The sequence below is a fragment of the Kitasatospora sp. NPDC059146 genome, from assembly GCF_042786665.1.
GTDB lineage: Bacteria > Actinomycetota > Actinomycetes > Streptomycetales > Streptomycetaceae > Kitasatospora.
Genome location: NZ_JBHZCY010000063.1, coordinates 24,197 through 44,841, shown reverse-complemented (window position 1 = coordinate 44,841; position 20,645 = coordinate 24,197). Strand labels below are relative to the sequence as shown.

Annotated in this window: 15 protein-coding genes; 12 read left to right on the top strand and 3 right to left on the bottom strand. The window is 72.7% G+C overall.

The genetic code is table 11. The annotated features are described in order from the left end of the window. Positions 1–235: 235 nt before the first annotated feature. Positions 236–1,723 carry an amino acid permease gene (locus tag ACFXPX_RS25100; RefSeq protein ID WP_380524027.1) on the top strand — a complete coding sequence of 496 codons (1,488 nt, stop codon included), beginning with the start codon at positions 236–238 and terminating at the stop codon, positions 1,721–1,723. Positions 1,724–1,866: 143 nt separating this feature from the next. Further along, positions 1,867–3,291, top strand: a complete 1,425-nt coding sequence (locus ACFXPX_RS25095; RefSeq protein WP_375892736.1) for a glycosyltransferase 87 family protein — start codon at positions 1,867–1,869, stop codon at positions 3,289–3,291. A 69-nt stretch (positions 3,292–3,360) separates the two neighbouring features. Here the strand turns inward: ACFXPX_RS25095 and ACFXPX_RS25090 are convergent, their stop codons facing one another. Beyond that, on the bottom strand, positions 3,361–5,127 hold the full coding sequence (locus tag ACFXPX_RS25090) for a penicillin-binding transpeptidase domain-containing protein (protein ID WP_380588740.1): 1,767 nt from the start codon (positions 5,125–5,127) through the stop codon (positions 3,361–3,363). 212 nt (positions 5,128–5,339) lie between these two features. Then, positions 5,340–7,145, bottom strand: a complete 1,806-nt coding sequence (locus ACFXPX_RS25085) for a dolichyl-phosphate-mannose--protein mannosyltransferase (protein WP_380643381.1) — start codon at positions 7,143–7,145, stop codon at positions 5,340–5,342. Between the two features lie 105 nt (positions 7,146–7,250). On the opposite strand from ACFXPX_RS25085, the gene rsmI reads away from it, so the two are divergent. The 8 genes from rsmI to ACFXPX_RS25045 all read left to right on the top strand — a co-directional run bounded on the left by rsmI (position 7,251) and on the right by ACFXPX_RS25045 (position 16,031). Beyond that, entirely contained in the window at positions 7,251–8,120 is an 870-nt protein-coding gene (rsmI, locus tag ACFXPX_RS25080; RefSeq protein WP_375892733.1) for a 16S rRNA (cytidine(1402)-2'-O)-methyltransferase, read from the top strand. Positions 8,121–8,349: 229 nt separating this feature from the next. Next, positions 8,350–8,781: a hypothetical protein gene (locus ACFXPX_RS25075; RefSeq protein WP_380524021.1), complete on the top strand. Its 432-nt coding sequence runs from the start codon at positions 8,350–8,352 to the stop codon at positions 8,779–8,781. Between the two features lie 153 nt (positions 8,782–8,934). Further along, the gene (metG, locus tag ACFXPX_RS25070) at positions 8,935–10,554 is read left to right on the top strand and encodes a methionine--tRNA ligase (protein ID WP_380643379.1); all 1,620 of its coding nucleotides are present in this window, start codon (positions 8,935–8,937) and stop codon (positions 10,552–10,554) included. Beyond that, a complete protein-coding gene (locus tag ACFXPX_RS25065; protein ID WP_380524016.1) occupies positions 10,554–11,432 on the top strand; it encodes a TatD family hydrolase in 879 nt (292 codons plus the stop codon). Before metG ends, ACFXPX_RS25065 begins: the two co-directional genes overlap by 1 nt. Positions 11,433–11,526: 94 nt before the next feature. Beyond that, positions 11,527–12,126: a Uma2 family endonuclease gene (locus ACFXPX_RS25060; RefSeq protein WP_375892729.1), complete on the top strand. Its 600-nt coding sequence runs from the start codon at positions 11,527–11,529 to the stop codon at positions 12,124–12,126. Between the two features lie 28 nt (positions 12,127–12,154). Continuing rightward, positions 12,155–13,099, top strand: coding sequence for a 16S rRNA (adenine(1518)-N(6)/adenine(1519)-N(6))-dimethyltransferase RsmA (gene rsmA / locus ACFXPX_RS25055; protein ID WP_380524013.1), 945 nt, complete (start codon positions 12,155–12,157; stop codon positions 13,097–13,099). Continuing rightward, on the top strand, positions 13,096–14,010 hold the full coding sequence (locus ACFXPX_RS25050; protein ID WP_380643377.1) for a 4-(cytidine 5'-diphospho)-2-C-methyl-D-erythritol kinase: 915 nt from the start codon (positions 13,096–13,098) through the stop codon (positions 14,008–14,010). The genes rsmA and ACFXPX_RS25050 overlap by 4 nt, the downstream gene beginning before the upstream one ends. 206 nt (positions 14,011–14,216) lie before the next feature. Then, positions 14,217–16,031, top strand: a complete 1,815-nt coding sequence (locus ACFXPX_RS25045; RefSeq protein ID WP_380643376.1) for an ABC-F family ATP-binding cassette domain-containing protein — start codon at positions 14,217–14,219, stop codon at positions 16,029–16,031. 115 nt (positions 16,032–16,146) lie between these two features. Here the strand turns inward: ACFXPX_RS25045 and ACFXPX_RS25040 are convergent, their stop codons facing one another. After that, positions 16,147–18,003, bottom strand: a complete 1,857-nt coding sequence (locus tag ACFXPX_RS25040; protein WP_380588731.1) for an FUSC family protein — start codon at positions 18,001–18,003, stop codon at positions 16,147–16,149. A 321-nt stretch (positions 18,004–18,324) separates the two neighbouring features. On the opposite strand from ACFXPX_RS25040, the gene ACFXPX_RS25035 reads away from it, so the two are divergent. Continuing rightward, positions 18,325–18,918 (top strand): hypothetical protein, encoded by a 594-nt coding sequence (locus ACFXPX_RS25035; protein ID WP_375892723.1) that lies wholly within the window; start codon positions 18,325–18,327, stop codon positions 18,916–18,918. Positions 18,919–18,961: 43 nt separating this feature from the next. Further along, entirely contained in the window at positions 18,962–20,632 is a 1,671-nt protein-coding gene (locus ACFXPX_RS25030; RefSeq protein ID WP_380643374.1) for a WXG100 family type VII secretion target, read from the top strand. The last annotated feature ends 13 nt before the right edge of the window (positions 20,633–20,645 follow it).

The window sequence follows — 20,645 nt, the reverse complement described above, 5'->3', positions numbered from 1 at the left end:
TGCTGACCTGGTCTTTTATCCGATGCCCGGAAGATCCGCCGCGTACGAAGTGTCCGGTTTGTGAGCTCTGGTGCGCCGATTCGTACAATGCGCGGATCGGTATTGTTTGTTTGCGACACTGGCGCCTTTGCCGGGTACTGTCCCATGTTTGTTCGGTTGGTCCCCGAAGTCACCCCCCAGTACTCGGAGTGACCGGCCACCAGGACACCCTCCCCCGCCCAGAAGGACAGCAGTTTTGGCCAGCAACACCCTCGGTGCGCGTCTGCTGCGCCGCAAGCCCGTCTCGACCCTGCTCGCCGAGAGCGAGGGCCACGGCCTTCCGGCCGGCGCACCCGAGGAGGGCGGCCGCTCTGGCATCCACCTGCGCCGCTCGATCGGGCTCTGGCAGCTGTCCGCGATCGGCATCGGCGCCACCATCGGCACCGGCATCTTCTTCGTGCTCAACACGGCGGTGCCGTCGGCCGGTCCGGCGGTCATCCTGTCCTTCGTGATCGCCGCGGTCACCGCCGGGCTCACGGCGCTCTGCTACGCCGAGATGGCCTCCGCGATCCCGGTCTCCGGCTCCTCGTACTCCTACGCCTACGCGACCCTCGGCGAGGGCGTCGCCTTCGGCGTCGGGATCTGCCTGCTGATGGAGTACGGCGTCTCCGCCTCGGCCATCGCGGTGACCTGGGCCGAGTACTTGAACAAGTTCTTCGACCTGGCCTTCGGGTTCAAGATCCCCGAGCAGCTGTCCGGCGCGCCGGACAGCACCCACTGGTTCAACCTGCCGGCGCTGCTGCTGGTCGCCATGGTCTGCTTCCTGCTGATCCGCGGGGTCAGCGAGTCGGTGAAGGTCAACGCCGCCATGGTCGCGGTCAAGATCGTGATCCTGCTGCTGTTCATCGGCGTCGCGCTCACCGGCTTCCACTCCGGCAACCTGACCCCGTTCATGCCGCTCGGCATCGGCGGCGTGCAGGTCGCCGCGTCCAGCATCTTCTTCTCCTTCATCGGCCTGGACGCCGTGTCCACCGCCGGTGAGGAGGTCAAGAACCCGCGCCGGACCATGCCGATGGCGATCATCATCTCGCTGGTCGTGGTGACCCTGCTCTACATCCTGGTCGCGCTGGCCGGCATCGGCGCCCAGCCGTGGCAGAAGTTCGACGGCCAGGAGGCCGGGCTCGCCCAGATCCTCCAGGACATCACCGGCCAGAGCTGGCCCGCGATGATCTTCGCGGTCGGCGCGATCGTCTCGATCTTCAGCATCACGCTGGTGGTGATCTACGGGCAGACCCGCATCCTCTACTCGATGGGCCGCGACGGCCTGCTGCCCAGGCGCTTCGCCGAGCTCTCCCCGCGCACCGGCACCCCGGTCTGGAACACCCTGGTGGTCGGGCTCGGCGTGGGCGCGCTGGCCGCGTTCATCCCGCTGAACGTGCTGGCCGACATCACCAGCCTGGGCACCCTGATCGCCTTCTCGGTGGTCTCGATCGGCGTGATCGTGCTGCGCCGCACCCAGCCCGACCTGCCGCGCGGCTTCAAGGTCCCCGGCTACCCGGTCGTCCCGCTGCTCAGCGTCGGCTTCTGCGTCTACCTGATCACCGGCCTGCACGCCGACACCTTCCGGGCCGGGGCGATCGCCCTCGCCGTCGCCCTGGTCGTCTACTTCGGCTACAGCGTCAAGCACTCCCGCCTGGAGCGCGCCGAGCGGCCGGCCGTCCCGAGCGGGACCGGCACCGGCTGACCAGGGCGTCGGCCGCCGGGCCGTTATCCAATCGTGAAGGGCCGCCGCGTGGTACGACACCCGGCGGCCCTACGCGCGTAGCGTCCCGACCGGGGCCCGAGGCGGTGGCGACAGCGCCCGGTTCGCCGCCATAACCTTCCACCATGGTGAGCACCCGCACGCCCGGCTTCTCCCGCCCGCGCGGCCGCTTCACCGGCCGTTCCAGAACGCCGGCCCCGACCATCGACGCCGAACCGCCGCCCAGACCCGGACGGCCGCCGACGGGCTCCACCGGCCGCCCGTTCCCCCGCCAGCGTGGTGAGAGCACCTTCCCGCCCACGCCCGTTCGGTGGAATCCCGCCCGGCTCGCCTCGCTGCGCTGGGTGCAGCTGCTCGGCTGTCTGATCGCGGCCGGCTGGGCCGCGGCCTTCCCGCTCGTCTCCGACCTGGCCAACCAGCGGCTGTGGGGCCTGGTCGCGGCCCCCGCCTACGTGGTGGCCGGGCTGCTCTGCCTCACCCTGCCGCGCCGCTTCGCGGCCGAGGCCGCCGCCGTGGTCGCCCTGCTCGGGGCCGTGCTGGCGCCGCTCGGGCTGCTCGCGGTGACCGGCCGCCACCAGTCCGAGGTGATGGTGGTCGAACGCTCGGCCCACCTGATGCTCACCACCGGCGACGTCTACCTCCCGCACCCGGTGGTGGTCACCGACTACAACCCCTACCTCCCGGCGATGTCCCTGTTCGGACTGCCGCGCCAGCTGCTCGGCAGCTCCACCGCCTTCGCCCGGGTCGCCGGGGACGCCCGGATCTGGTTCGCCCTCACCTTCGTGGTCTGCCTGCTGGCCGCCTGGCGGCTGCTCCGGCCCACCCGGCCCGGCACCGACGGCCATCGCGCCCCGCTGCTGCCGCTGGCCGTCCTCACCGCCTCGCCGCTGATAGCGCTGGCCCTGGTGGTCGGCGGCGTCGACCTGCCGCTGATCGGGGTCTGCTGCCTGGCCATGGCGCTCGCCGAGCGGGACCGCACCGTCGCCGCCGGGCTGGTGCTCGCCCTCGCCTGCAGCCTCAAGTGGACCGCCTGGCCCGCCCTGCCGGTGGCCGTCCTGCTGCTGTGGCGGCTGTACGGCCGGCGGCCCGCCGCCCGTACCGCGCTGATCGGGGCCGGGGTGAGCGCGGCGGTGCTGCTGCCGTCCGTCCTGACCCAGCCGCAGGCGCTGCGCGACCAGGTGGTGCGCTTCCCGCTCGGGATGACCGCGATCCGCACCCCGGCGGGCAGCCCGCTGCCCGGCAAGGTGCTGGCCGGCTTCGGGCCGACCGGGCACACCGTCTCCCTCGCGCTGATGACCCTGGCCCTGGTCGGGGTGGCGATCTGGCTGGTGGCCCGGCCTCCGGTCTCCGCGATCGCCGCCGCCGACCTGCTGGCCGCCGGGCTGGCGATCGCCTTCACGCTCGCCCCGGCCGGACGGTTCGGGTACCTGGCGCTGCCCGCCGTCCTGGTGATCTGGCCCCGGCTGGCGGCCCGGCGCTGGAGCAGCCGGCGCCCGGCGGCGCCCAGGCCCGCGCCGGAGGTACCGCGGCCCGCCCTGCCGAGGAGCTGACCGGGCCCGCACGCACGGGAGCCCGCCACGTCGTCCGTGGCGGGCTCCTCGCGTACCGGACTCAGGTGCTCACTTGTTGCCGGACTTGAGCAGCGAGGCCACGGCCGGGCCGGCCGCGTCCACGCCGTGGCCGCCGCCCTGGACCTCGGCGGCGACCGCGAGGTTGCCGCGGAAGGCGGTGAACCAGCTGTTGGTGGTGGACGCGCCCTGGACCTCGGCGGAGCCGGTCTTGGCCCCCGCGTTGTCGGTGATCCCGGCCATCACCTGGCTGGCCGTGCCGCCGACGGCGGTGGCGTTCATCATCGCGCGCAGCTTGGCGGCGACGTCCGGCGAGATCTGCCGGGCCGCCTGCTGCTGGGGCAGGCCGGCGACCAGGATCGGCTGCTTGAACGCGCCGCTCTGGACGGTCGCCGTGATCGAGGCGATGGCCAGCGGGTTCATCTGGACCTTGCCCTGGCCGATGTAGTTCATCGCCTGCTCGTCCTTGCTGCCCGGGGTCGCCGGGATCTTGCCGTCGGCGTTCGGCAGGCCGGTCTTCCACTCCAGGCCGATGCCGTACACGTCCTTGGCGGTGCCGGACAGCGTCTCCGGCTTGAGGCTGGTCAGGCCCTGGTTGATGAAGGCGGTGTTGCAGGACACCATGAAGTCCTTCTGGAGCGAGTAGTCCGGGAAGGCGCCGGGGAAGTCGTTCGGGATCGCCACCGGGTTGCTGCTCTTCTCCGGGCAGGCCACGTTGCTGTCCGGGGTGAGCCCGGACTCCAGCAGGGCCGTCGAGGTGACGATCTTCATCGTCGAACCGGGGGCGAGCAGGCCGGTGAAGGCCCGGTTCTGGCCGGTGGCCGGGGCGTTGGCGAAGGCCAGCACCTGGCCGGTGCTGGGCTCGACGGCCACGATGGAGCCCTGCTTGCCGCCCAGGTCGGTCATCGCCTTCTCGGCGGCGGCCTGGAGGGTGTTGTCGATGGTCACCTTGAACGGCTTGCCGGGCTTGGGCTCGACGATGGTGAACAGCTTGTCCGCGGCGGTCTTGCCGGCCGGGTCGGTGATCACCACCGCGCTGCCCGCGTCCTGGTCCTTGTTCGGGTCCGGCGGCAGCAGCTTGTGGGCGTTGTCCTGGAGGGTGGCCATCAGCGCCGGGGTGAGCGAGGCGCCCTGCAGCGCCTTGCCGTTGCGGTCCACCACGGTGGACGGCGGGGCGAAGACCTGCTGGGTGGCGATGGTCTCGTTGCCGGACAGGTGCGGGTGGATCACCGAGGGCGCCCAGTGCACGGCCGGGGTGTTGTCGCTCATCTTCACGACGCCGAGGAAGCCGTTGTAGTCCCAGACCCGGCTGGTGCCGGCGAACTCGGCGCGGGCCTTGAAGCCCATCAGCACGCCGGTGGGCCCGGAGGGGGAGGGGGCGGCGGACGGCGAGTCGGTGGCGCCGGCGGTGGCACCCGCGGACGGGGTCGCCGAGGCCGCGCCGGTCGGCTTGGCCGGGGCCGGGGTGCCGGTCGCCGAGGCGAAGGCCTGCGGCGTGGCCGGGCCGGCCGGGGACAGGGTCAGCGCGCTCGGCTTCACCTGGTCCCTGAAGGCCGTCAGCGCCGTGGTGGCCGCGGCCGGGTCGTCGGTCAGCGAGGCCGCCTTGGCGATGTCGCCGGAGGTCCAGGCCGCCAGGAAGTCCTTCGCACCGCTCGCCGCCTGGTCGGCCGTGGGCGGCTCGGCGACCACCGTGCGGGGCTTCTTGTCGCCGGACGAGGAGTCCGACCCGCCCATCAGGCTGTAGGCCCCGTAGCCACCGCCCGCGAGGACGGCGATGGACACGCCGGTGATGATGCCGATCTTCGCGCCACTGCGCATGGTGCAAATCCCCCAGGGGTCTCGCGGCCGGGCGCAACCGGCGGGGCCGGAAACGCGGTACTCCCCCCACCCTAGGCAGGGCGGATCGGTGCGCCGACGAAACGCCGGGGACTTGTGACGGATCTGGTACGTGTTGTGGACGGGTTCGGACGGTTGGAGGGGGACCGTGTGCGCGCCCTCCCCGGACGCTTCCGCCGCTGGTCACGGGGGTCTCAGATCCAGCTGTTGAACCACATCCGGGCGCGCCAGTCGCTCAGCGGGATGGTCTGCCCGGTGAACAGCGGGTAGAAGTACAGGAAGTTCCAGATGATCAGCAGCACCAGCAGCCCGGCCGCGGCCGAGCCGATGATCCGGCGGTCCCGGGAGGCGCCGGCCGGCCCGATCAGCGCGCCGATCAGCATCGTCACGGCGAGCACCAGGAACGGGACGAAGACCACCGCGTAGAAGAGGAAGATCGTCCGCTGCTGGTAGAGGAACCACGGCAGGTAGCCGGCGGCCAGGCCGCACAGCAGCGCGCCGGCCCGCCAGTCCCGGCGGAAGGCCCAGAGCCACAGGCAGTAGACCAGCGCCAGCAGGGCCGTCCACCAGAGCAGCGGGGTGCCGATGCCCAGCACCTCGCGGGCGCAGTCGGCGACGGTGCAGCCGCTCTGGCCGAGCTTGGGGGACTCGTAGTAGAAGGACACCGGGCGGCCCAGCACCAGCCAGGACCACGGGTTCGACTGGTAGGTGTGCGGGTCGGTCAGGTGGGTGTGGAACTCGTAGACCGTCGAGTGGTAGTGCCACAGGGCCCGCAGGCCCTCGGGTATCCACGGGTAGTCGGTGGAGCGGCCGACCGCCCAGTCCCGGCCCCAGCCGCCCTGGCCGGGCGCGTTGCTGCTGGCGAACCAGCCCCACCAGGACGCCACGTAGACCGCGACCGAGACCACGACGACCGACACGAAGGCGGGCACCACGTCCCGGGCCAGCACGGCCAGGTACGGGCGCGGGGCGCCGGCCAGCCGGCGGGCGCCGACGTCCCACAGCACGGTCATCAGGCCGAACGCGGCCGCGACGTACAGGCCGCTCCACTTGGTGGCGCAGGTCAGGCCGACGCAGACGCCGGCCGCGATCCGGTACGGGCGCCAGCCCAGGTGGAGCCGCTGGGCGAGCACCGCGTCCTCGACCCCGCCGAGCCTGGCCGCGAGCCGGGCCCGGGTGCGGTCCCGGTCCAGGACCAGGAAGCCGAAGGCGGCGAGGATCCAGAACATCACCACCAGGTCGAGCAGGGCGGTGCGGCTGAGCACCAGGTGCAGGCCGTCCACCGAGAGCAGCAGGCCGGCCACGCAGCCCAGCAGGGTGGAGCGGAACATCCGGCGGGCGATCCGGGCCAGCATCAGCACCGACAGGGTGCCGAGCAGGGCCACCGCGAACCGCCAGCCGAAGGGGTTCATGCCGAACAGCTGCTCGCCCGCGCCGATGATCCACTTGCCCACCGGCGGGTGCACCACGTACGACGGCGTCGAGCGGTACGGCACGGCCGCGCCCGGCGTCATGATCGTCGTGTTGGCGTCCTCCGGCCAGTTGATCTCGTAGCCGCCGTGCCAGAGCGCGTAGGCGTCCTTGGCGTAGTACGTCTCGTCGAAGATGATCGCGTGCGGCTGGCCGAGGCCGGTGAACCGCAGCAGCCCGGCGAACACCGCGACCGCGACCGGGCCCAGCCAGCCGGACCAGCGGCACAGGAAGTACCAGAGGCCCTGCGGCAGCCGCAGGCCCAGCCGCAGCAGCAGCGGGGACTGCGCGACGTCGGGCCGGGTCACCCCGGGGCCGTCCGGCATCGGCGGGACGAGGCGCTCGGTGAGCGTGCCGGTCGGGCGGGCCCGGTAGCCGAACCCGGCCAGGCGCTCCCGCCAGGGCGCGGGTGTCAGGGGTGGCTCCGGTGTCAGGGGTGACTCCGGTGAGCGGGGGGACGGCAGGCCGACACCGCCCCGCGCGGAGTGGTCCGTACCCGTGGGCGTCTGCGCCGCCGTGTCGCCGTTCATCCGCCACATCGTAGGGGCGCTCCTCGTACGTGTGACCGGTCCCTCGGAAGCTGACCGAATCGTCACCAAACGCCCCGGCGGCCCGGAGCTGCGAGGATGGGGCCCGTGACAGGAGTACTCGTTCTCGCAGGCACCCCCATCGGCGACGTCTCGGACGCCCCGCCCCGGCTGCTCACCGAGCTGGCCACGGCGGACGTCATCGCGGCGGAGGACACCCGGCGGCTGCGCCGGCTCACCCAGGCCCTCGGGGTGACCCCGGCCGGGCGGGTCGTCTCCTACTTCGAGGGCAACGAGGTCGGCCGCACCCCCGAGCTGGTCGAGGCGCTCCTCGGCGGCGCCCGGGTGCTGCTGGTCACCGACGCCGGGATGCCGTCCGTCTCCGACCCCGGCTACCGGCTGGTGGCCGCCGCCGTCGAGGCCGACGTCAAGGTCACCGCGGTGCCCGGGCCGTCCGCGGTGCTCACCGCGCTCGCGCTGTCCGGCCTGCCGGTCGACCGCTTCACCTTCGAGGGCTTCCTGCCGCGCAAGACCGGCGACCGGGCCCGGCAGCTGGCCACCGTCGCCGCCGAACCGCGCACCATGGTCTTCTTCGAGGCGCCGCACCGGATCGCCGAGGCGCTGGCCGCGATGGCGGAGGCCTTCGGGCCGCAGCGCCCGGCCGCCGTGTGCCGCGAGCTCACCAAGACCTACGAGGAGGTCAAGCGCGGGCCGATCGGCGAGCTGGCGGCCTGGGCCGCGGACGGCGTCAGGGGCGAGATCACCGTCGTGGTCGCGGGCGCCCCGCCGGCCGCGCCCCAGGAGCTGACCCCGGCCGAACTGGCCCGGCTGGTGGCCGTCCGGGAGGAGGCCGGGGAGCGGCGCAAGGAGGCCATCGCGGCGGTCGCGGTCGAACTGTCCGTGCCCAAGCGGGAGGTCTTCGACGCGGTCGTCGCGGCGAAGCGGGAAGCCGTGGAAGGGGCTTTGAAAAAGGGGTGAATTCCGGGGGTTGCGTGGCGGGCGGGGAGTCGTACCTTGGAGGGAAGGCCCGGCTAAACGCCCGCTGCGATGAAGGTTCGACCCCGGATTCCGGTTCCCGACGCGCCCTTTGTATAGGGCTCGCCAACCCGCATCCAAGTCTTCACAAGAAGGGCGTCAGCCAGGGCGGTACGGGCATTTCCTTGAACGGAAAGACCCAGCCGGGCGAGCGCCCGACGGGCACTGGGAGTTGGCTATGAGCGACACGATCGGTAGCCCCCGCAGTGGCAACGCGCTGAACGCCCCCGGCCTGGCGGGGCGGGCGCACACTCCCGTCGAGACCGTCCGGGAGGCCTACTCCTTCGCCTGCCTGCGCTGCGGGTACGGCTGGGAGCAGGCGTACGACATCGAGCACCACGTGGCCCGGGACGGTCACATCGTGTTCGAGTACCACGCCAACGGTGTCCGGGTGCCGTCCCCGCTGCTCAAGCCGACCTGCCCGGGCTGCGGTGGACACACCGTCCGGATCATGCGCGAGGGCCGGGTGGCCGGCGCCGACCAGCCCTGGCAGCACGCCCCCGGCTACCCCGCGCACGCCGAGCCGGCCCGGCCGGCCCCGGCCACCGGGCCCGCCCGGCCGCAGGGGCGCTGGGCCCGGTTCTGGTCGCGGCTCCTGGGCTGACCGGGCCGACGGGTCCTGAGCCGACCGGGCCGACGGGTCCGGGGGAGCGCGGCCGGGGCCGCCCGCCGCGAGCAGTGCGGCGGGCGGCCCCGCGGTACGCCCGGGCGATATCCGGTCGAGGGGTGCGTTCGGGCCCGACTAAGCTTTCCGACCATGGCGGCCACTTCAGACCACAGCACCACCGGGACGAGCGCCCCGGCGTACTACGTTTCCACTCCGATCTACTACGTCAACGACCGTCCCCACCTGGGCCACGCGTACACCACCGTGGCGGGCGACGTCCTCACCCGCTGGCACCGCCAGCGCGGCGAGAAGGTGTGGTACCTGACCGGCACCGACGAGCACGGTCAGAAGATCATGCGGACCGCCGAGGCCAACGGCGTCAGCCCGCAGGAGTGGTGCGACAAGCTGGTCGAGGAGGCCTGGAAGCCGCTCTGGCAGCACCTGGAGATCGCCAACGACGACTTCATCCGCACCACCGAGGAGCGGCACACCGCCCGGGTGCAGGAGTTCGTCCAGGACCTGTTCGACAAGGGCGAGATCTACAAGGGCGGCTACTCCGGCCCTTACTGCGTCGGCTGCGAGGAGTTCAAGCTCCCCGCCGAACTGCTCGACGGCGCCACCGAGGACGAGAAGCTCTGCTCCGTCCACAAGAAGCCGGTCGAGTGGCTGGAGGAGGAGAACTACTTCTTCCGCCTCTCCGCCTACGCCGAGCGGCTGCTGGAGTTCTACGCCGCCAACCCCGGCTTCATCCAGCCGGCCTCGGCTCGCAACGAGGTGCTGCGCTTCGTCGAGCAGGACCTCAAGGACCTCTCGATCTCCCGCTCCACCTTCAACTGGGGCGTGCCGCTGCCCTGGGACGAGAAGCACGTCCTCTACGTCTGGGTCGACGCGCTGCAGAACTACATCACCGCGGCCGGCTACGGCAGCGACCCGGAGCGCTTCGCCGAGCTCTGGCCGGCCTCCGTCCACCTGGTCGGCAAGGACATCCTGCGCTTCCACGCGGTGATCTGGCCGGCCATGCTGATGGCCGCGGGCCTGCCGCTGCCCAAGCGGGTCGTCGCCAACGGCTGGCTGATGGTCGGCGGCGAGAAGATGTCCAAGTCCAACCTGACCGGCATCGCGCCCACCGACCTCACCTCGCACTTCGGCGTCGACGCGTACCGCTACTACTTCCTGCGGGCGATCCCGTTCGGCACGGACGGCTCGTTCTCCTGGGAGGACTTCACCGCCCGCTACACCTCCGAGCTCGCCAACGACTTCGGCAACCTGGCCTCCCGGGTCGCCGCGATGGTCGGCAAGTACTTCGGCGGGACGCTGCCGGTCGCCACCGCCGCGGGCGAGGCCGAGCAGGCCGTCGCGGACGGGCTGGCCGCCGCCGTCGCCGCCGCCGACGCCAAGATCGGCGAGGAGCTGGACTTCGCCGGCGGCCTCGCGGCGATCTTCGAGTTCGTCAAGCAGGTCAACGGCTACCTCACCACGCAGGAGCCGTGGAAGGTCGCCAAGGACGAGTCCGAGGAGGGCCAGGCCCGCCTCGCCACCATCCTCTACACCGCCGCCGAGGCGCTGCGCGGCACCGCCGTGCTGCTCAACCCGGTGATGCCGTCCACCGCCGAGAAGCTGTGGGCCTCGCTGGGCGCCACCGAGGGCCTCGGCGCGCTCGCCGACCAGCGCATCGCCACCACCGGTGACTGGGGCCGGCTGCCCGTCGGCGCCACCGTCACCAAGGGCGAGATCCTGTTCCCGCGCCTCGAAGAGAAGCCGGCCTCCTGATGGCCGGCAAGGACGACGACCGGTCGACCCCGCCGCCGCTGCCGCAACCCCTGGCCGTGGCGGTGGCCGACTCGCACACCCACCTCGACATGCAGGCCGGCACCCCGGCCGAGGGGCTCGCCCGGGCCGCCTCGGTCGGGGTCGCCACGGTCGTCCAGGTGGGCTGCGACGTGCCCGGCTCGCGCTGGGCCGCCGAGCTGGCGGCGCAGTACGAGCAGGTGCACGCGGCCGTCGCCCTGCACCCCAACGAGGCGCCGCGGATCTTCCTCGGCGACGCCGACGGGTGGTCCGGGCAGCAGCGGCTCGCGGGCGGGCAGGCGGCGCTGGACGAGGCGCTCGCCGAGATCGACGCGCTGGCCGCGCTGCCGCAGGTCCGCGCCGTCGGCGAGACCGGGCTGGACTACTTCCGCACCGGGCCGGAGGGCGTGGAGATCCAGAAGGAGTCGTTCCGCCGCCACATCGAGATGGCCAAGCGGCACGGCAAGGCCCTGGTCATCCACGACCGCGACGCCCACGAGGACGTCATCGCCGTCCTGCTGGCCGAGGGCGCCCCGGAACGGACCGTCTTCCACTGCTACTCCGGCGACGCCGGGATGGCGAAGGTCTGCGCCGAGCACGGCTGGTACCTCTCCTTCGCCGGCCCGGTCACCTTCAAGGCCAACCAGCCGCTGCGCGACGCCCTGCTCGCCACCCCGCTCGACCGGATCCTGGTCGAGACCGACGCCCCCTTCCTCACCCCGCACCCGTACCGGGGGCGGCCGAACGCGCCGTACCTCATCCCGGTCACGGTGCGGTCGATGGCGGCGACCCTGGGGCTGCACGAGGACGAGCTGTCGACGGCGATCGCGGCGAACACGGCACGGGCCTTCGGGTACTGAGCGGGTCGAACGGGTTTCGGGTTTCGAAGGAACGATTCGGCACTCCCGGCTTCTTCCTAGGCTGGTTAGCATGAGTGCAGTGAGGGAGGTGGCAATGACCGCCGAGCCGATCAGCGAACCCGTGGACGATCGCGTCGAATGGTTCCTTCCGCCAGCCCAGGGCTGGACGTACGAGCAGGCTCAGGATTTCGACCTGCCGTTCGAGTGGGATCTGGTGGACGGAGTCATTGTGGTCCGGGGGCAGACGAACTTCTGGCATGACCTGGTGCGTTCGGGGCTGGAGCGAGGGCTGTTCGCTGCGCGCGTCGAGCCCTGTGCGGTCCTGCCGGAGCGGTGCATGCTGCTGGACGAGAGCAACACGGCCAAGCCCGATGTGGTGGTGTTCGACAAGACCGGTCTCGACGTCTTCGAGCTGGACTGTCTGCCGGTCGAGTCCGTGGTTCTGGCCGTCGAGGTGGTGTCGCCCGGGACCCGGGCCAGGGACCGCTTCGGCAAGCCCGGGCAGTTCGCCGAGAAGGGCATCCCCCACTACTGGCGGGTCGAGCGCGGCATCGACGACCTGCCCATCGTCCACGAGTTCCACCGGGACGAGGAGAAGGGCGTCTACTTGCCCGTCGCCCAGCACGAAGGGGTGCTCCGTACCTCGGTCCCGTACCCCGTGGAGATCGACCTCGCCGCGGTGGTCGAACTCTGAGTGCCGCCCGCGCCCGTATCCTTGGCGCGTGAGCAGCACCGACCCCACCCCTGACAGCCACCTGCTGGGCGCCGCCGACATCCGCGAACTGGCGGCCGCGTTCGGCGTGAAGCCGACCAAGCAGCGCGGGCAGAACTTCGTCATCGACGGCAACACCGTGCGGCGGATCGTCCGCGCCGCCGAGGTGACGGAGCAGGACGCGGTGGTGGAGGTCGGGCCGGGGCTCGGCTCCCTCACGCTGGCGCTGCTGGACGTCGCCCGGCACGTCACCGCGGTCGAGATCGACCCGGTGCTCGCCCGGCACCTGCCGGACACCGTCGCGGGCCGGATGCCCCGCAAGGCGGACGCCTTCGCGCTGGTCCTCAGCGACGCCATGGAGGTCACCGAGTTGCCCGGGCCGGCGCCCACCGCGCTGGTCGCCAACCTGCCGTACAACGTGGCCGTGCCCGTCCTGCTGCACATGCTGGCGACCTTCCCCAGCATCGAGCGGACCCTGGTGATGGTGCAGAGCGAGGTCGCCGACCGGCTCGCCGCCAAGCCCGGCAACAAGGTCTACGGCGTTCCCTCGGTCAAGGCCAACTGGTACGCCGACGTGAAGCGGGCCGGCGCGATCGGGCGGAACGTGTTCTGGCCCGCCCCCAACGTCGACTCCGGGCTGGTCTCGCTGATCCGCCGCGAGCCGCCGAGGACCACCGCCACCCGCGAGCAGGTGTTCGCGGTGGTCGACGCCGCGTTCGCCCAGCGCCGCAAGACCCTGCGCGCCGCGCTGGCCGGCTGGGCCGGCTCCGCCGCCGGGGCCGAGCAGGCGCTCGCGGCCGCCGGGATCGACCACAAGCTGCGCGGCGAGATGCTGACGGTGGAGCAGTTCGCCGCGATCGCCGAGCACAAGCCGGTGGAGCAGAAGCCGCCGGTGGAGCAGAAGCCGGTGGAGCACAAGCCCGCCGGACACGAGCCTGCTGAGGACGGCGAGTGATCACCGTACGGGTACCGGCCAAGGTCAACGCCCAGCTCGGGGTCGGCGGACTGCGCGCCGACGGCTTCCACGACCTGGCCAACGTCTTCTTCGCGGTCGCGCTCGGTGACGAGGTCACGGCCACCCCGGCGGACGGCGTGACGCTGTCCTGCTCGGGCCCCGACGCCGACGCCGTCCCGCTCGACGACAGCAACCTCGCCGCCCGCGCCGCCCGGCTGCTCGCCGCCCACCACGGGATCGCCGACCCGGGCGTCCACCTGCACATCGCCAAGGCCATCCCGGTCGCCGGCGGCATGGCCGGCGGCAGCGCCGACGGCGCCGCCGCGCTGGTCGCCTGCGACGCGCTGTGGCAGCTCGACACCCCGCTCCCGGTGCTGCTGGACCTCGCCGCCGAACTGGGCTCCGACGTGCCCTTCGCCCTGCTCGGCGGTGTCGCGCTGGGCCGCGGCCGGGGCGAGATCCTGGAACCGCTGCCGGTCGACGGCACCTTCCACTGGGTCTTCGCGGTCGCCGACGGCGGCCTGTCCACCCCCGCCGTCTTCCGCGAGTGCGACCGGCTCCGCGAGGAGGCCGGCACCGGCTCCAACGACCTCCAGGTGCCCACCCCCGACGCCGACCGGGCCCTGCTCGCCGCCCTCGCCGACGGCGACGCCGTCGCCCTGGCCGGCGCGCTCACCAACGACCTCCAGGCCGCCGCGCTCTCCCTGCGCCCCGCGCTGGCCGCCACCCTGCGGGCCGGCACCGAGGCCGGTGCGCTCGGCGCCCTGGTCTCCGGCTCCGGACCGACCTGCGCCTTCCTGGCCAAGGACGCCGAGGCGGCGGCCACCGTCGCCCGGGCGCTGCTGGCCTCCGGCACCTGCCGGGCCGCGCACGCCACCTACGGGCCGGTGCCGGGGGCCTCGGTCGTCTGACTCCGACGGGGTGGGGTGGCGCGTCCGGTGCGGTGGGGGCGTCGGTCCTCCGGTGTGCCGGGGGCGTCGCTCGGGCGGCGTGGTGGGGGCGCTCGACGCGGTGAGGGCGTCGCGGCCCGCCCATTAGGCTGGGGTGATCGGGTCGTCCCCGAGAGAGGGGCGGGCTGGGCCCGCCCCCGACCGCCGAACCCAGGAGCGCAGCACACGTGGCCGTCAACCTCGCCACCATCGAGTCCGTCACGAAGGTCTACGGCACCCGCACCCTGCTGGACGCGGTCAGCCTGGGCGTGAGCGACGGCGACCGGATCGGCGTCGTCGGCCGCAACGGCGACGGCAAGACCACCCTGATCCGGATGCTCGCCAAGCTGGAGGAGCCCGACGGCGGCCGGATCACCTGGAGCGGCAACCTCGAACCGGCCGTCCTCACCCAGCACGACTCGCTCGACCCGAAGGCCACCATCCGGCACGAGGTCATCGCCGACCGCGCCGACCACGAGTGGCTCGGCGACGCCCGGATCCGCGACATCATCGAAGGCCTCTTCGGCGGCCTCGACCTGCCCGGCTTCGCCGACGGCCTCGACACCGTCATCGGCCCGCTCTCCGGCGGCGAGCGCCGCCGGATCGCCCTCGCCAAGCTGCTGCTCGGCTCCCCCGAGCTGATCATCCTCGACGAGCCCACCAACCACCTCGACGTCGAGGGCATCAACTGGCTCGCCCAGCACCTTCAGAAGCGCCGCTCCGCGCTGGTCTGCGTCACCCACGACCGCTGGTTCCTCGACCAGGTCTGCACCCGGATGTGGGACGTCCAGCACGGCGAGGTGCACGAGTACGAGGGCGGCTACTCCGACTACGTCTTCTCCCGCGCCGAGCGCTCCCGGATCGAGGCCGTCGAGGAGCAGAAGCGCCAGAACCTCGCCCGCAAGGAGCTGGCCTGGCTGCGCCGCGGCGCCCCCGCCCGCACCTCCAAGCCGCGCTACCGGATCGAGGCGGCCAACGCCCTGATCGCCGACGTGCCGGACCCCCGGGACAAGAGCGAGCTGATGAAGTTCGCCAACGCCCGGCTCGGCCGCACCGTCTTCGACCTGGAAGGCGTCACCGTCAAGGCCGGCCCCAAGCTGCTGCTGGAGAACCTCACCTGGCAGCTCGGCCCCGGTGACCGGATCGGCCTGCTCGGCGTCAACGGCGCCGGCAAGACCTCGCTGCTGCGCGCCATGCGCGACGCCTACGCCAGCGAGGGCGACGTCCAGCCCACCTCCGGCGTGATCAAGGTCGGCAAGACCGTGCGGCTGGCCTACCTGTCCCAGGAGGTCGCCGAACTGGAGCCGACGACCCGGGTGCTGCAGGCCGTCGAGCAGGTCCGCTCCCGGGTCGACCTCGGCAAGGGCCGGGAGATGAGCGCCGGCCAGCTGTGCGAGCAGTTCGGCTTCGGCAAGGACAAGCAGTGGACGCCGGTCGGCGACCTCTCCGGCGGCGAGCGGCGCCGGCTCCAGCTGCTGCGGCTGCTGATGGACGAGCCCAACGTGCTGTTCCTCGACGAGCCGACCAACGACCTGGACATCGAGACCCTCAACCAGCTGGAGGACCTGCTCGACGGCTGGCCCGGCTCGATGGTCGTCATCAGCCACGACCGGTTCTTCATCGAGCGGACCACCGACGTCGTCCACGCGCTGCTCGGCGACCAGAAGATGCGGATGCTGCCGGGCGGCGTCGACGAGTACCTGGAGCGGCGGGCCCGGATGGCCGCCGCCGCGGCGCAGGTCGCCCCCGTCGCCGCGGCCCCGGCCGCCGACCCCGCCGCCGGGCTCTCCGGCGGGGACCTCCGGGCGGCCAAGAAGGAGATGCAGCGGATCGAGCGCCAGATCTCCAAGCTGGACCAGAAGGAGTCCAAGCTGCACGCCCAACTCGCCGAGCACGCCGCGGACTTCTCCAAGGTCGCCGAACTGGACGGGCAGCTGCGCACCGTCCGGGAGGAGAAGGAGGAGCTGGAGCTGACCTGGCTGGAGCTGGCCGAGCAGGTCTGACCGCCCGCCTTCTCGACTACCGCCGCTTGAGCAGGAGTTCCCACTCGTCACGACCGCCGCTTGAGCAGGAGCTCCCACTCGTCACGACCGCCGCTTGAGCAGGAGCTCCCACTCGTCACGACCGCTGCCTGAGCAGGAGCTCCAACTCGTCCGCCGCACGGCCCAGCGCACTGAGCGCCGGGTCGTGCGGTGCGTCCGGCCGGGCCGCCGGACCGACCGGCGGACGGTGCTCCCGGGCGGCGGCCGTCAGCTCGTCCAGGGCCCGCCGGACCCGCTCGGTCTCCCCCGGATCCGGCACCCGGCCCCCGTACCGGATCTGCGCGGCGAACGCCGCCACCGCCCCGCCCAGCCGCTCCAGCGCCGCCGTGGCCGGCAGCCACTGCTCGGCCAGCCGGCCCGTGGGCGGCGGCTCGGCCAGCCCCTGCCGGACCTCCTGCCGGGCGTCCGCCAACGACCGGTAGGCCGTCCGGCGCAGCCACACCTCTCCGGTCCGGTGCTCCGTCACCGCGTCCAGGTAGGAGCGCAGGGCGGTCGTCGCGGTCACCAGCCGCGGCTCGATCCGGTGCCGCGGGCGCTCCGGCCACAGCAGGTAGCCGAAGAGCAGCACGATCGCGCTCGCCAGGACCGTGTCCAGCACCCGCGGCCAGAACTCGGCCGCGCTGCTCTGCCCGCCGAGTTGGAGCAGCACCAGCGCCATCGGCGTCATCGCCACCGTGGTCAGCCCGTAGTGCGCCGCCGTCGCGTACGGCAGCAGCGCCACGCACAGCGCCGCCACCGCCGTCAGCACCCACTCCTCGGTGGTCGACGCCAGCAGCGCCGCCGTCACCACCACGCCCAGCACCGTGCCGACCGCCCGGCTCACCGCCCGCAGGAACACCGAACCCAGATCCGGCTTCACCACGAACGCGATCGTCATCGGCACCCAGTAGCTCTTGCTCAGCGGGTAGTTGGCCGTGACCGCCGAACCCGCCGCGATGCACAGCGCCACCCGCAGCCCGTACCGCGCCGACGCGGCGGACCACAGCCGCCCCCGGAGCCGCCACGGGTCGGGCGGCGGCGCGGGAACCGCGTCGATCCGGGCCGGCCGCCCCGCGACCGCGTCCGCGGCGGCCCGCAGCGCCACGTCCAGGGCCTGCCGGGCCGGGGTGTCCGGCCGCCACCGCGGCACCACCACCTCGCCGCCGCCCCGCCGCACCGCGGCCGCCAGCTGCCCGGGCACCGCCGCCACCTCCGCCGGCACCGGCCGCCACGCCCACAGCAGGCCCGTCGCCGCCTCGGTCGCCGCCAGCGCCGCCTCGTACACCGGGCGCAGGGCCGTCCGGCCGTGCCCGGGGAACAGGTCCTGCACCTGGTTCAGGCGGGCCGTCAACACCCGGCGGGAACCCGCGCCCCGCGGCGTCCCCAGATCGCCGAGCGTCCGGCCGAGCGCCTCGTACGCCGCCGCCAGCGCCCGGACGCGCGGGTCGGCCGCACGACCGGGCAGACCCAGCAGCACCACGAACGCCGCACCCGCCAGCATCATCGGCGCCGCCGCCCACCACGGCCCCGGCAACGGCATCCCGCTGCCCAACGCCGCCGACACCAGCAGCAGCATCCCCGCCGCCGACCCGCGCGGACCCGTCGCACTCAACGCACCCGACACGAACGCCGTCAGCGTCAGCCCGGCACCGAGCACCACCACACCCGCGTGGACGTGCTGCAAGGCCGTGCCGATCAGCATCCCCGCCGCCGAAGCCGCCACCGCCGACCCGATCCGCGCCGTCCGCAGCCCCGCGGGCTCGACCCGGTCGTTCATCGTCGCGTGCATCGCCCCCAGCCCGGCGAACACCCCCAGGTCCAGCCGGTGCGCCCACAACCCCAGCACCAGCGGCACCGCCATCCCCACCGCGGCCCGCACCATCAACACCACCGGCAGCGGCGGCCGCTCCGGCCGCACCGCCCGGGCCCACCAGGGCGTCCTCTGCTCAGGCATGTCGTCACACGTCCGTTCTGCGGCCACGGCTCGCTGCTGAGCGACATTGCACGGCAGATGGGGCGTACCGGGGCAGTCTACCCAGCGGCCCGACCCCGGACTGGACGTGTCAAGTTCGTACCGATCGCGCCCGCGCGGACCAAGGGCCCTGCCGGGCCGACAGAGGCGGTGGCTACCATGACAGAGGCGGGGGCCGCCCCCAGGGCGGGCGGCCGAACCGACCAGGACGGTACGTCTTGGAAGTTGACGGTGCGTTGCGGCGCGACGGGGCCCGGGACACGCCCGGGACGCGCGGGCCGTACGGGGGAGAGGTGGATTGCTGTGGGAGAGCCGACGACCACGCCGAGCGCGGGAACGACGCCGGCACCGGGGACACCGGGGGCACCGGACGCGACGCCGTTCATGCTGGACGGGCCGACGATCCCGCTGCCGTGGGGGCACGGGATCAAGATCGCCCCCGTGGTCAGCACCGTGCAGACCAACGTCAGCGCCGGCGACCTGGTCGCGGCCTTCGGCAAGCACGACGTCCAGGTCGAGATCAACACCCTCACTGAGTTCGCCAAGAAGGTCGAGGCCCTGCTCGCGGCGATGGAGGGCTCGGAGGCCGCGTCGTACAAGCTCGAGGCGCAGAAGGTGTCCCAGAAGAGCTTCGTCAGCGGGGGCCAGGCTCACCAGTTCGTGGAAGCGGTCGCGCTGTCCTCGACCTATGAGAAGGTCCACACCCAGCTCGTCAAGCTGCACAAGGACTTCACGTCCCAGATCAAGGCGATGCAGAGCGCGGTCGCGTCCACGGCGCACAACTACTCGACCAACGAGGACAACGCGACAGCCGATCAGAACGCGGTCGCGCAGAGTGCGGGTCTGACGGGAACGAGTGGCCCGGGGTCGAAGCGGACCGGCGCCAAGGACTTCTGATGGCGGTCGACGAAGACGGTTCACGGGGAACGGGGAGAGAGTAGTGGCAGTCCAGTCGAAGTTCGAAGGCATGGATCATCAAGTCCTCGCGGACATGGTCGGGGGAACCGATCCCGCGACGGTCCTGAGCCGCGGCGGGAAGCTGCAACAGGCCGGCGGCGTCCTCAAGGAGTTGAGTGAGGCACTCAAGTCGCACCTCTCCAAGGTCACCTGGGAAGGCCAAGCCGCGGAGAACTTCAAGACGTGGGCCGGGAATCTGCAGCAGTCCGCCGAGAAGCTGGGAACCTACTCGGTGGGCGCGGGCGATGCCATGAACCAGGCCGGTGAGGCGCTCAGCACGGCCAAGGCCGCGATGCCCAAGGTGCCGACGGAAGCCCTCGGCTGGGTGAGCGGGCGGAGGAACCAGGGGAACCCCGACCCCGATGTGATCAGGCAGCTGAATACAGTCGGTTGGAACCCGAACGGCCCTTCCACCGGGGACATCGACGCAGCCATGAAGCGGAAGAACCCGAACTGGGTCTCCGAGACGCAGGCGATGGCCGGAACGAAGGAAGTCTACGACGCACACCAGGAAGCCATCCGCCAGATGGAGAAGCTGGGCGAGGCCTACGCCGCTGCGACGACGACGCTGAACGGGCTGGGCGACAACGTGGTGCTGCCGGGGACGCCAGAGACGAGCCGGGATACGGCATCCGACTATTCGGGTGGCGGCACTACCGGCGGGAGTTATCGCGGAACCCTGCCCGGCCCACGATCTTCCGGGGGAAGCGCCAAGGGGAGCTACAACTCGCCTGGCGGCAACTACGGTGGCGTCTCCATGGTGCCGCGTAACCCCGAGGCGGGCTGGCAGGAGTCGACTTACCCTGGCCACACTGGACCGGTCCCTCCGCACGGTGGTGGTCAGCTGCCGCCCCCGCCGCAGGACCCGGGCACCCCGACCCCGCCGTCCCACCCGTCGGACCCGGTCACCCGTCCCGGCACCGGTCTCGACAGCATCCCGACCCTGCCGGACCAGACCACTCCGGTCGGTCCCGGGGGCGGCCCGGTGCTGCCGAGCGGTCCGGGTGGAACTCCCGGCTACCCCGGCGGTCCCGATGGCCGGGGCGGGCTGCCCGGCACGCCGGGCAGCGGCCCCATCTCAGGCTTCCCGGCGGGCATCGGCGGCGGGTCCGTTCCGACCAAGGGCATCGGCGGCATCCCCGGCAAGGGCGGCGGCTCGGTTCCCCTCCGTACCGGCCCGTTCAGCGGCGGTTCGGTCCCCGGCAAGGCTGGTACCCCGGGACTTCCGAGCGGAACGGTCTTCGGCCGTGAGGGCGCGCCGGGCGGTGGCCGGGTCGGCGGTTCGGCCATGGGTGGCGGAATGGGTGGCATGCACCCGGGCATGGGCGGCGGCCACGGCGTCGTCGGCGGTGCCGGTGGTGCGCGCGGCCGGGGCCTGACCTCGACCCCGGGCGGCACGGTCGGCGGCCGCAAGGGCCCTGCTGCCGCTGGGGAGTTCACCCCTGGTGGCACGGGCCTGCGCAACCGCGCGGCGGCGGCGGAAGTTGCCGAGGGCGGTGCCCGGTCCGGGCAGAACGGCATGATGGCCCCGGGTGCGGGCGGCCACGGTGGCAAGAAGGACCGCGACCGCCGCAACCGCGCGGATTACCTCCACGAGGACGAAGAGACGTGGACCAGCGGTACGCCGCACAGCAACCCGGACGTGATTGAGTAGGACGGCATCGTCT

Excerpts from the sequence above, each read along its gene's own strand:
- ACFXPX_RS25065 (WP_380524016.1), top strand. The coding sequence starts at position 10,554 with ATGGCCGGCAAGGACGACGACCGGTCGACCCCGCCGCCGCTGCCGCAA.
- ACFXPX_RS25060 (WP_375892729.1), top strand. The coding sequence starts at position 11,527 with ATGACCGCCGAGCCGATCAGCGAACCCGTGGACGATCGCGTCGAATGG.
- ACFXPX_RS25040 (WP_380588731.1), bottom strand. The coding sequence starts at position 18,003 with ATGCCTGAGCAGAGGACGCCCTGGTGGGCCCGGGCGGTGCGGCCGGAG.
- metG (WP_380643379.1), top strand. The coding sequence starts at position 8,935 with ATGGCGGCCACTTCAGACCACAGCACCACCGGGACGAGCGCCCCGGCG.
- ACFXPX_RS25095 (WP_375892736.1), top strand. The coding sequence starts at position 1,867 with ATGGTGAGCACCCGCACGCCCGGCTTCTCCCGCCCGCGCGGCCGCTTC.
- ACFXPX_RS25090 (WP_380588740.1), bottom strand. The coding sequence starts at position 5,127 with ATGCGCAGTGGCGCGAAGATCGGCATCATCACCGGCGTGTCCATCGCC.
- ACFXPX_RS25085 (WP_380643381.1), bottom strand. The coding sequence starts at position 7,145 with ATGAACGGCGACACGGCGGCGCAGACGCCCACGGGTACGGACCACTCC.